Here is a 10,962-nt window from a genome sequence, read left to right as displayed (position 1 = left end):
TGGCCAGCGAGCGCATCGACGCGTGGAAGTCCGCCCAGGTGGCTGCCGCGTCCATCTCCGCGATCGCCGCGTCCAGCACGCCGAGTGTGTCCGCGTCGATGCGCTCGCTGGCCAGGTGTGCGAACCCGGCCTCCATGACGACCCGCTCGTCGATCAGCCTCCGGACCCGCGCGGCGTCTTCCCGGTAGGCGGCGCTCTCCGCCACCGCGTGCAGCCGCGGCTGCTCGGCGATGAACGTCCCCCCGCTGCGACCGGGGCGTCGTCGCACGATTCCCTCCCGCTCCAGCGCACTGAACGCCCGGCGAACGGTGATCTCGCCGACACCCAGCGCGGCAGCGGTCGCGCGGACGTTCGGCAGCCGCTCCCCCGGCGCCAGCAGACCCAGGTCGACGGCGAGGGAGATGCGCGCTCTGACGGTGTCGAGAGCGCTGGTGCGGCGGATCGCGGTCAACGGGCCGCGGCTCAGCGGCCCGGCGGCGCTGTCACCAACCTCGGATGCCATCGGGACAGCCTAAGGGTCTTGCGTTTGGATCCGGCTGGATCAGGGAGCGGGCTCCGGGGCCCGCGAGTCCAGCAAGTTCCAGACGAGAGGCCCCAAGGCCCGGCGCGCCACCGCGTTTCGGCGAGGACGGCGAGGGACCACCGGCTCGTGCCCGCCGCCGGGCGCTGAGCGGTGGCCGATCCACCGAACCCTTTACGTGGTCAAAGTGAGCATGTTTGTATGACCGCCGGGTTGCGGCCCATCCGACTCCCCCGGGCCGTCCGCCCCATCCGTCACACGCGCCTCACGGTTGTCCTCCCGCCGTGCTCACCCCGATGCGAAGGTGCCGATGAAGATCTCCGCACTCCAGACCGCAGGAACACCGGGCGACGTGCACGCCAACCTACGCGCGCTCGACGCCGCTTGCGCCCGCGCCGCGACGCGGGGAAGCCGCCTGCTCATCACCCCCGAAATGTTCCTCACCGGCTACAACATCGGCGAGCGCGTGCACGAACTGGCGGCCACCGACCTGCTCTCACCGGTGCGGGAGATCGCCAGGAACCACCGCCTCGCCCTCGTCGTCGGCCTGCCCGAACGCGAGCACGGCGCCTGTTACAACGCCGCCGTCTTCGTCGGCCCCGACGGACAGGTGCTCGGCCGCCACCGCAAGACCCACCTCTTCGGCCAACTCGACCGCACCTCCTTCACCCCAGGTGACCGGCTCACCTCCCTCGTCGACTACGAGGGTGTCCGTATCGCCCTGCTGATCTGCTACGACGTGGAGTTCCCCGAAACGGTGCGGGCCGCCGCCGTGGCCGGGGCCGACCTGGTGGCCGTACCGACAGCCCAGATGGAGCCGTACGCCTTCGTGGCCGACCACCTGCTGCGCGTCCGCGCCTGGGAGAACCAGCTCTACGTCGCCTACGTCAACCACGACGGCGCCGAGGGCGACTTGCGGTACGTCGGCCGCAGCTGCCTCGTCGCTCCCTCCGGCGAGGTACTGGACCGCGCCGAGCACGGAGACAGCCTGCTCAGCGCGACCGTCGATCCGCACGTCGTCGCGCGGGCCCGCCACGCCAATCCCTACCTCGTCGACCGCCGCGTGGACCTGTACACCGACGAGCCCGTCGGTCGCCGCGCTCCGCATGCCACCCGCGACGCCAAGGACTCCTCATGCTGACCGACTCCGGCCGCGCACCCGCCGACGACGCACCGGGCTCCCACGACCTCAGTGGGCGGCTGGGTACCGGTGCCATCGTCTTCATGGTGATCGCGGCAGCCGCCCCGCTGACCGTCGTCGGCGGCAACGTCCCCCTCGCGGTGGCCGGCGGCCCGGGCGCCGGAGCCCCCGTCGGCTTCGCTCTGGCCTCCTTGCTGCTGCTGGTCTTCGCCGTCGGCTTCGTCACCATGACGCCGCACGTTCCGCAAGCAGGCGCGTTCTACGCCTACGCCACGCGCGGCCTCGGCGGGCGCATGGGGGTCGGTACGGCCGCGGTGGCGCTCGTCACCTACACCGCCATCCAGGTCGGCGTGTACGGCTACCTGGGCGGGGCGGTCGCCGACGCCCTCTCCCTCTTCGGCGGCCCCACGTCGGTGCCGTGGTGGGTCTGGTCGCTGCTGGCTCTCGGTTGCGTGGCGCTCCTCGGCTACCGGCACATCGAGCTCAGCTCCAAGGTGCTCGGCGTGGCACTGGTGCTGGAGATAGCCGTCGTGGTCGTCCTCGATGCGGTGATCTTCGCGCGCGGGGGTGCGCACGGGATCAGCGGGGAGTCGTTCACTCCGCACGCGGCTACCTCAGGCCCGCTCGGCATCGCGGTGCTCTTCGCGCTCACCGGTTTCATCGGCTTCGAGGCGACAGCCGTCTTCCGGGACGAAGCCCGTGACCCCGAACGGACCATCCCCCGCGCGACCTACCTGGCGGTCCTGATCATCGGCGGCTTCTACACCGTCTCCTGCTGGGCACTCGTCCTGGCCGCCGGCACGGCGGACGCCTCGGCGGTCGCGCAACGCACGGTGGACGGCCACGGCGACATGCTGATGGACACCGCACAGTCGTACGTCGGCGCGACGCTGCGCGATCTGATGCAGGTCCTGCTGCTCAGCAGCCTGTTCGCCTGCGTGCTGTCGTTCCACAACGTCATCGCCCGCTACACCTTCACCCTCTCCCGGCAGGGTCTGATGCCCGCCCGGCTGGGTGCCGTCCACCCGCGCCACCGGTCGCCCTCCGCCTCCTCCGTTGCCCAGAGCATCACCGCATGTGTGCTCGTCGCGCTCTGCGCCGCCTGCCAACTCGACCCGCTCGCCGGGGTGTTCGGCTCCATGGCGGGTGTCTCGACGGTCGGCATGGTGGTTCTGATGCTGGTCACCTCCGTCGCGGTACTGGCCCACTTCGTCCGCCGTCCCCAGCTCGCGCGGGGCAAGCTGTGGCAGACCCGCGTCGCTCCGGCACTCGCCGTCCTGGGCCTGCTGGTCGCGATGTGGCTCGTGCTGACCAATTTCACGCTGGTCACCGGCGGCGGAGTGCTGCTCAGCACGGTCCTGGCGCTCATCCCCTTCGTGGCGCTGGGGGCGGGCGTCGCTCGTGGACCGGGAGCCAGGGACCTGTCGCGACCGGCCTCCCCCGACGCCGGAACGCCCTGAGCGTCAGCTGCCCGCCAGTGTGCGGGCGAGGAGCGGGAGCAGGCGGTCCCAGTGGCGCCGCAGGGCGGCGGGGTCGAAGGCGGCGGTGTCGGACATGGTGAAGCCGTGGACGGTGCCGGGGTAGATCTCGGAGGTGTAGTCGACGCCCGCGGCGTCCAGCGCCGCATGGAGCTCGTCGAGCGCGTCGGGCGTCATGTCGGTCTCGGCGTGGCCGAGGTGGACCTGGGCGGTGAGTTCGGCCAGGAGGTGCTTCAGGCTTTCGGGTCCGTCGGCCACGGGGCCGTGGAAATTGGCGACGGCGGCCACGCGGTCGGGGTGGGCCGCGGCGGTGCGCATCGCCAGGAGGCCGCCGATGCAGTAGCCGGTCACCGCGACCGGCCCGGCGGCGACCTCGGGCTGCGCGGTGAGGTAGGTGAGGTAGGCGTCGGCGTCGCTCAGGACACGTGCGGTGGTGTGCGCCTCGATCAGGGGCATCAACTGGGCGACGATCGCGGGCCGTACCTCCTCTCCGATGTACGCGGGGAGTGCGACCACAGGCGCCGGGCCCTGCCGGTAGAAGTAGTGGGGAACGAGCACGTAGTAGCCGTGCTCGGCCAGTTCGCGGGCCATCTCCCGCAGCACCGGCCTGATGCCGAAGGCGTCCGCGTACATCAGCACCCCCGGGTGCCGCCCGCCGGCGTCGGGGAAGGCGACGAACGCGTCGGCCTCGCCATCCGCGGTGGGGATGCGCACTGTCTTGGTGGGCAAGATCTTCCTTCCTCGGGGTTCACCGCGACACCGTTAGTCGGACTAACGGTAGCGGCGCGAGTGAACGTACATCGTTAGTCTGACTAACGCAACGATAGAGTTGGTGTCATGAGCAGAGCCGAAGCTGGGGAGATGCCCGACGACGGCCCGCGCAGGACGCCCGACAGGCTGCGCCGGCGGGCGAGCCGGCTGTTGTCGCAGCTGACCATGCGGTCGGACCGGCTGATCAACGAGGGGCTGGCCCGGGCCGACGCCCGCAAGTGGCACTACGCCGTGCTCGCCTCACTGCACGAGCACGGCCCTGGCAGCCAGGCGGAGCTGAGCACCCGCTCCGGCATCTACCGCAGCGACATGGTCGGCGTGCTCAACGAACTGGCCGAGCGTGACCTCGTTCAGCGGGTGCCGGACCCCGAGGACCGGCGCCGCAACATCATCACGATCTCCGCCCGAGGACGCCGCCGGCTGCTCCGCCTCGACAAGGTGCTCGACGACCTCCACGAGGAACTGCTCGCACCGCTGAGTCAGGCCGAACGCGATCAGTTCGTGCGGTTGACCACCCGGTTGCTTGACCACCACACCCGCGGCTCCTGAGCCGCGTCGGCACCGCACCGCGCGGGCGGGGTCACCGCGATGCGTCGGGGGCGTCGCGCACCGGGTCAGCGTGCCCGTACCGGCGCCGCAGCGCGGCGACGGCGCCGAGGACGAGCCCCACAGCGAGGATGACCAGACCGCGCAGCCACACCTCGCCCTCCACCTGCGTCGCCAGCACCACGCAGGACACCGCGCCGAGCGCGGGGACCAGCGCGGGAGACCGGAAGTGATCCCGCTCGGCCGGCCTGCGCCGCAGTACCAGCGCGGCGGTGTTCACGAGGAAGAAGACGACCAGCAGCAGGAGCACCAGCGTGGACGCGAGCGACGCGACGCTGCCGGTCAGGGCGAGGAGAAGCGAGAGCGCGGTGGTGGCCGCGATCGCGGCCCACGGCGTGCGGCGCACGGGCAGCACCCGGGTCAGGACGCCGGGAAGCAGCCCGTCACGCGCCATGCCGAAGGTGAGGCGGGAGGACATGATGCCGGTGAGCAACGCGCCGTTGGCCACGGCGACCAGTGCCACCACGCTGAAGACCCGCGGCGGCACCCCGCCGGCCTCCCGGACCACCTCGAGAAGCGGCCCGCTGCTGTCCACCAGTCGGTGCGTCGGCACGGCCGCCGCGGCGACGCAGCCGACCAGCACGTAGACGATTCCGGCCGTGACCAGCGCGCCGAACAGGGCGCGCGGATAGGAGCGCCGCGGGTCCCTGGTCTCCTCGGCGACGTTGACGGACGTCTCGAAGCCGACGAAGGAGTAGTAGGCCAGCACGGCTCCGCCGAGCACCGCCGCGGCGGAGCCACTTCCCGGCGTGCCGACGTCCACGAGTCGGCCGAGGTCACCGTCTCCGCGCGCGAGGACCCATCCCCCGAGTCCGACGACGAGGAGCAGCCCGCCGACCTCGATGACGGTGGCCACGGCGTTGGCCCGGGTGGACTCGCTGATGCCGCGCAGGTTGAGCAGCGCGAGTGCGGCCAGGAACACGACGGCCACCAGCGCGACGGGCAGCGAGACGAACTCGGCCAGGTAGTCGCCGGCGAACCCCCGCGCCAGCGCCGCCACCGAGACCACTCCAGCGGCCAGCATGCAGAAACCGGCGAGGAAGCCGACGAACGGACCGTAGGCCAGGGTGGCGTAGTGGGAGGCGCCACCGGCGCGCGGGTAGCGGGTGGCCAGCTCCGCGTAGGACGCCGCCGTGAGCAGGGCGAGACACAGGGCCGCGGCCAGTGGCAGCCACACCGCAGGACCGGATTCCGCGGCCACCTGGCCCACCAGCACGTACACCCCCGCGCCCAGGATGTCACCGAGGATGAAGAAGTACAGGAGCGTGGTGGTGACCGTCTGGCGCAATGGGGAGGAGCGGTTCACCGAGGGTGACGGGGTGTGGTTCATGGACCACGTGTGCCCGCTCCGGCCGCGGAACACCCGTCGCAGCCACCGTCTGCAGGGGGCGGGGGAACAGGGCGGCCGGTCGCGTCATGTCGCATGCGGATGAGAAGTGGCCTTGGGGGGCCGGCTCGCTCCGGCCTCGGCCCTGTTCAGCGCCGCCCGGCGCGGCCTCCAAGGCGCCGCGCCGACGTCGGACGGCTGCCCCGCCGGGACGCGTACGGACGGTAACCACCGGCGGCCCCCGACGCCCGAGGCACCGCCCAAAGGTGCGGGCGGCCCGGGCCCCTCCCGGGGCCCGGGCGTGCGGCTCAGCGGTCGGAGGAGTTCTCCTCGAAATCCTCCGGGCTGACGTGCGCCTCCTCGAAGGCCTCCCGCAGCGTGGCGCCGGAATGGGTCCTCGGATGCTCTTCGGGCGGCGCGGCTTCCTCGACCACCTGATCCGTGGTCTCGGTCTTCGGACGGCTTTCTTCCGGAACAGTCATGATCACTTTCCCTCGGGGTCTGCCCTGACGACCGCGCAGCGCACGGCGTCCGGCTCCGCTCACACCCCGGGGTTCCCTGGCCATCCAGGATGAACCGTCGGTCCGCGTGCGGGAGCCACCTCGGCGGGCCCGCACCCGCTCACGTCCGGGTTGCCCTCCCGCACCCCTCGCCCTCGGCTTCCCGCATCCGCTCGTCCATCGACGTCTCCCGCTCGTAAGGGTCGACGCCGGGGCCTGTCGCCGCTTCTCCGTCCGCCTGCGCGGGACCGAACTCCGGATTCAGATAGCCGTTGACGCCGTCGCAGCCGCCGTTGGTGGTGTCCACCCTGTACGACACGAGGGAGAAGGTGCCCGCTTTGGTGCGCACCTTGGCCGGGTCGTCCCAGCTCATCACGACCTCGCGCCGCACGATGGTCCGTGCGACCTGCTCGGCTCCCGCCTCGGCGGCCAGCACCGGGTACACGTACGTGACGTCCGCGGTGACTTCGAGCGCTCCGTCCTCACCCGCGCCGAAGGTCACACGGCCTCGCGTCTTCACCACGTCCCCGGCGAGCCTCACCTTCGCCGGATCGAAGCGGCTGAACAGCATGAGCGGGTTGTTCTTCCTGCTCGGGCTGCGAAAAGCGGCGTCCAGGAAGTCCTGTACGTCCTTCTGCTGCGGATTGATCAGTGCGATGGCCTTCTCCGGACGCTCTCCGCGCAGCACGCCCGCGTCCAGGCTGGACGCCGCCAGGAAGTCACGAGTCCTCTCCAGCGCCTGGTCGACCTGGGCCCTGGTCATCCAACCGGTCGCGTCGGGCGCGGGGAAGGTGATGCCGGCCAGACCGTCGCTCCAGTCACGGGCGGGCGATCCCTTGAAGGGCTCCTGCAGGGTGGGTTGCCGCGCTGCCGCCGAGTCCGCGGCGAGCGGTGACTGCTCGTCGCTTGCGCCCGGGAGCCATCCGACCACCCCTGCGGGGTTCAGCGCCAGCACCAGCAGCACGAGCGCGAGCAGAAGCCCTGCCCCGTACAAGAGCCGCTTTCCGCCGCGCCCTGCACCCCGGCGTGTGGCCCTGCCCCCGCCGGCCGGCTCGTACGTCCGCCAACCCGTCGGCCTGTCAGGCTCCTCACGCAGCCGCCTGGCCACCATCCTCGCCCGCGCCGACGGCTCCTTGGGGGCCTGTTTCCCGCCGGACTCCGCGTCCCGGAGGAACTGCTCCCACTCCTCGTCCGATATGGACGCCCCGTCGTGTTCCTCGCCCCTGCCCACGCCGCTCTCCCCGCCCTCAGCTCCCGGCCACCGAATGCCGGTCGTCGCGCGCATGATCGTACAACCATGGGCGGAGAGGCCCGGCCTGGGCCGATCCGTCGTGGCCCGGCGGCCTCCCTCCTCCAAGGGCGGCTCTCCCCGCCGCCTCGGCTACCGCGCGTCCAGGCCCGCGTACAGCCACCGGTTCAGCGGCTTTCGCGCGAGCAGCAACGCTCCGCCCAGGACGACCGCGGACGTCGCGACGATCGTGAAGTAGGCGGTGCTCGGGATCGCGGCGAAGAGCTGGCCGAGCAGACCGGACAGCGACGATCCCAGCGCCAGGGTGAGGAAGTTCAGTCCGACCATCTGCGCCCGGAACTTCGCCGGTCCGATCTTCGTCGCCAAGGCCAGCCCGATGGGCCCGACGAAGACCTCGGACGACCCGGCAAGTGCCATGAAGGCAAGGATGAGGAGCAGCGGGATCGTTCCGTGGCCCGTCACGGTCGACACGGCGAGGATGAAGAAGTAGGCGATGCCGATCTGTATGAGCCCGATCGCGAACTTCGCCGCCGGCTTGGGCTGACGTCGCCCAAGCCTCCCCCACAGGCGCGCGACGAGCGGGGTGATGAGCACGGCCGAGAGCGGGCTGACCGTCGTGATCCAGGCGACGGGGAACGACCATCCCCCGATGTCGAGGTCGACCCGCTCGGTGATGAGGATCGAGATCGCCGTGAACTTCTGGAAGAGGAACCCGAAGTAGACGCCGGAGAGCAGGAACAGCGGCAGGTAGGCGCTCACCCGCTTCTTCTCGCCGCTGGTCACCTTGGCCGAGGTGAGGATGACGGCGAAGTATCCGGCCGCGGCGACGAGCGCCACGATCGTGACGACGCTCGACAGGTTCTCCGCCGTGAGCCACCCGGCCATCGAGCTCACCACGATGACGGCGAGCGCGGCGAGCGTGTAGCCGATCGGGGCGACGAGCTTGCCGGAGGGCAGCGGGTTGTTCACCTGTCCAGCCCGCTCGGGCAGCTTCTTCAGCGAGAGTGCGTACTGGACGATGGCGGCGAGCATGCCGATCGCAGCGAGCCCGAAGCCGTAGTGGAAACCCCACTGGTTCTGTGCGAAACCGGTGCTCAGCGGCCCGACGACGGCGCCGATGTTGATCGCCATGTAGAAGTAGGAGAACCCGGCGTCGCGCTTGGCATCGGGCTGGCCGTCGAGCAGGAACCCCACGATCGAGGTGATGTTGGTCTTGAGGGCGCCCGTGCCGAGGATGATGAGGACCAGGCCGACGCCGAGGCCGGTCAGCCCGGGCCAGGCCGCCAGCAGGACGTGCCCGCAGGCGATGATGACGCCGCCCCACAGCACCACCCACTTCGGGCTGACGAGCCGGTCACCGATCCAGGCACCAACGAGCTGCGCGAGGTAGACGGCGCCGCCGTAGGCTCCGACGATCCCCGCCGAGGCGGAGGCCCCGAGGTCCAGTCCGCCCTTGTCGAGCGAGTAGAGGAGATAGAACGAGAGGATGCCCTGGAGGCCGTAGAAGGAGAAGCGTTCCCAGAGTTCCGTGAACGCCATGCTCCAGATGCTGCGGGGCACGGCGCGGGACTCGTCGGGGGCGGCGAGCCGCGGTCGTGGGGGTGTCACTGTCATGGCGTGGTCCTGGAAGTCGTGAGCCGGCGTCCCTGAAGGGCGCCGCGAGGAGGCGCTGACGCGCTCTGGCCGTTCGAGGCACCTTGCCCGGTCGCGGCATCTTGGCTGTTCGACGCGCCTTGGCCGTTCGTGGCGCATTGGCTGTTCGCGGCACCCTGGCCACTCGTGGAGTCACGGTTACTCATGAAGTCCTGCCAGGCGTGAGCCGAAGCGGGCGATGAGCGAGGTCCGCTGGGCGCGGCGGGACTGCTCCCAGCCGTCGGCGGCCTCGAACAGCCGGTACATCGCGTGGACGCCGAGCCAGCGCACCGGCTCCGGCTCCCAGAGCCCGGAGTCGTGGTCGTTCCACGGCAGTTCCGTCCGCGAGGTCGTCCTGCCCTCGGCGCGGTCGAGGAGCGTGCGGGCGGCCAGTTGGGTGGCCGTCACACCGTGCCCGGCATAGCCCCTGGCGACGCCGATGCGGCTGTCCGGGTCGAAGTAGATCCCCGCACACCAGTCACGGGTGACGCCGATGACTCCGCGCCAGGCGTGGGCGATCGGCATGTCGCCTCCGGGGAAGAGGACCCTGAGCTTGTGCCGCAGTTGCGCGACGGTCCGCTCGTCGACAGCACCGCTGCCCGGAGTACCGGAGTTGAAGGCGTAAGGGGACCCGCGTCCGCCGATCGCGATCCGTCCGTCGGCGGTGCGCTGGGCGTAGACGAAGGTGTGGGCGGAATCGCTGAGGCACTCCCGGCCCTCCCAGCCGATACGCGCCCATGTCTCCTCGGGCAGCTGTTCCGTGACGATGATCGACGAGTTCACCGGGATCACCTGGCGGGCGCCGAGGCCGGGCGCGTCGCTGCCGATCGTGCCCGAGTACGCCTCGAGGCACGACAGGATGGTAGTGCCGTGCACCTGGCCGCGGTTCGTGACGGCGGAGCCCGCGCCGATGCGGCTGACCCGCGCGTTCTCGCAGATCCGCACTCCGCGGGCGGTGACGACGTCGGCGAGCCCCCGGGTGAGCAGTGCGGGATCGACCGCGGTCGTGCGCTCGTAGAAGATGCCGCCGACCGCGTTGTCGACGTTGACCCGGGCCCGGGTCTCGGCGGCGGAGAGAAGCCTGACGTCGTCCGTCGAGTACCCGTAGGTGAGGTCACCCTCGTAGGTCGCGCGGATGCGTTCCATGCCGGCCGGCGTCTGGGCGACCTTGAGGTTGCCGCCCTGCGCCTGGTGGGCGTCGATGTTCTCGGCGTCGAGCACGGCCAGGGTCTCGTCGATCGCTGTGAACATGGCCTGCTGGAAGGCGCGGACGGCTTCGAGTCCGTTGCCTTGAGCCGCGCTGACGGACTTGGCGTAGACGGCACGGTTGCCGGGGATGAGGGTCGAGAGCCAGCCGCCGTTGCGGCCGCTCGCGCCGTAGCCGACCTCTTCGGCCTCGAGGACGGTGATCGCCCACTCGGGATGTTCGAGTGAGGCGTAGTAGGCCGCCCACAGCCCGGTGAGTCCGCCACCGACGATGACGAGGTCCTGGTTCTCGGTCGGCAGAGCGGGGGCAGAGGCACCCTCGGCACCGCCGCTCACGGCCTCGGCGGCATCGGCGACATCGGCGGCCTGAGCGCCCTCAGCGGCCTCGGCGGCGGCCTCGGCGGCCTCGGCGGCCTCGGCGGCCTCACTTCGCGCGGCAGTACCGGGGCGGACGGAGTTCCGCATCCAGTGCGAGACCTCGCCGTTGCGATACGTGGTCATTACCTGGGGGGGGGGGGGCGGGGCTCGGTAG

General features: G+C 71.2%; 10 protein-coding genes. 3 read left to right on the top strand and 7 right to left on the bottom strand.

Annotation, left to right across the window (positions count from 1 at the left end):
- Positions 1-502, bottom strand: a 502-nt coding sequence (locus AB8Z75_RS24255) for a GntR family transcriptional regulator (RefSeq protein WP_369205409.1), incomplete at its 3' end; no start/stop codon positions are given.
- Between the two features lie 328 nt (positions 503-830).
- On the opposite strand from AB8Z75_RS24255, the gene AB8Z75_RS24250 reads away from it, so the two are divergent.
- Complete coding sequence (locus AB8Z75_RS24250; protein ID WP_369205407.1) at positions 831-1,661, top strand: carbon-nitrogen hydrolase family protein; 831 nt, start codon at positions 831-833, stop codon at positions 1,659-1,661.
- Entirely contained in the window at positions 1,655-3,121 is a 1,467-nt protein-coding gene (locus AB8Z75_RS24245) for an APC family permease (RefSeq protein WP_369205405.1), read from the top strand. The genes AB8Z75_RS24250 and AB8Z75_RS24245 overlap by 7 nt, the downstream gene beginning before the upstream one ends.
- Before the next feature lie 3 nt (positions 3,122-3,124).
- Here AB8Z75_RS24245 and AB8Z75_RS24240 read toward each other — a convergent pair whose 3' ends face one another.
- Positions 3,125-3,868, bottom strand: a complete 744-nt coding sequence (locus AB8Z75_RS24240) for a dienelactone hydrolase family protein (protein ID WP_369205403.1) — start codon at positions 3,866-3,868, stop codon at positions 3,125-3,127.
- Between the two features lie 108 nt (positions 3,869-3,976).
- On the opposite strand from AB8Z75_RS24240, the gene AB8Z75_RS24235 reads away from it, so the two are divergent.
- Positions 3,977-4,459 (top strand): MarR family winged helix-turn-helix transcriptional regulator, encoded by a 483-nt coding sequence (locus AB8Z75_RS24235; protein WP_369205401.1) that lies wholly within the window; start codon positions 3,977-3,979, stop codon positions 4,457-4,459.
- A 31-nt stretch (positions 4,460-4,490) separates the two neighbouring features.
- Here AB8Z75_RS24235 and AB8Z75_RS24230 read toward each other — a convergent pair whose 3' ends face one another.
- From AB8Z75_RS24230 to AB8Z75_RS24210, 5 genes are all read right to left on the bottom strand, one after another.
- Positions 4,491-5,846, bottom strand: a complete 1,356-nt coding sequence (locus AB8Z75_RS24230) for an APC family permease (RefSeq protein ID WP_369205399.1) — start codon at positions 5,844-5,846, stop codon at positions 4,491-4,493.
- Positions 5,847-6,151: 305 nt separating this feature from the next.
- Entirely contained in the window at positions 6,152-6,325 is a 174-nt protein-coding gene (locus tag AB8Z75_RS24225; protein ID WP_369205397.1) for a hypothetical protein, read from the bottom strand.
- Positions 6,326-6,464: 139 nt separating this feature from the next.
- Entirely contained in the window at positions 6,465-7,628 is a 1,164-nt protein-coding gene (locus AB8Z75_RS24220) for a hypothetical protein (RefSeq protein ID WP_369205395.1), read from the bottom strand.
- 96 nt (positions 7,629-7,724) lie between these two features.
- Positions 7,725-9,206, bottom strand: a complete 1,482-nt coding sequence (locus AB8Z75_RS24215) for a peptide MFS transporter (protein WP_369205393.1) — start codon at positions 9,204-9,206, stop codon at positions 7,725-7,727.
- 177 nt (positions 9,207-9,383) lie between these two features.
- Positions 9,384-10,931, bottom strand: a complete 1,548-nt coding sequence (locus AB8Z75_RS24210) for an NAD(P)/FAD-dependent oxidoreductase (protein WP_369205391.1) — start codon at positions 10,929-10,931, stop codon at positions 9,384-9,386.
- Positions 10,932-10,962 lie beyond the last annotated feature (31 nt).

This window comes from Streptomyces sp. PU-14G (assembly GCF_041028275.1).
In the GTDB taxonomy this organism is placed as follows: Bacteria; Actinomycetota; Actinomycetes; order Streptomycetales; family Streptomycetaceae; genus Streptomyces.
Note: the sequence above shows the minus strand (reverse complement) of the source record. Positions and strands in the feature narration are given on the sequence as shown.

Excerpts from the sequence above, each read along its gene's own strand:
- AB8Z75_RS24245 (WP_369205405.1), top strand. The coding sequence starts at position 1,655 with ATGCTGACCGACTCCGGCCGCGCACCCGCCGACGACGCACCGGGCTCC.
- AB8Z75_RS24210 (WP_369205391.1), bottom strand. The coding sequence starts at position 10,931 with ATGACCACGTATCGCAACGGCGAGGTCTCGCACTGGATGCGGAACTCC.
- AB8Z75_RS24230 (WP_369205399.1), bottom strand. The coding sequence starts at position 5,846 with ATGAACCACACCCCGTCACCCTCGGTGAACCGCTCCTCCCCATTGCGC.
- AB8Z75_RS24220 (WP_369205395.1), bottom strand. The coding sequence starts at position 7,628 with ATGCGCGCGACGACCGGCATTCGGTGGCCGGGAGCTGAGGGCGGGGAG.
- AB8Z75_RS24225 (WP_369205397.1), bottom strand. The coding sequence starts at position 6,325 with ATGACTGTTCCGGAAGAAAGCCGTCCGAAGACCGAGACCACGGATCAG.
- AB8Z75_RS24215 (WP_369205393.1), bottom strand. The coding sequence starts at position 9,206 with ATGACAGTGACACCCCCACGACCGCGGCTCGCCGCCCCCGACGAGTCC.
- AB8Z75_RS24235 (WP_369205401.1), top strand. The coding sequence starts at position 3,977 with ATGAGCAGAGCCGAAGCTGGGGAGATGCCCGACGACGGCCCGCGCAGG.
- AB8Z75_RS24250 (WP_369205407.1), top strand. The coding sequence starts at position 831 with ATGAAGATCTCCGCACTCCAGACCGCAGGAACACCGGGCGACGTGCAC.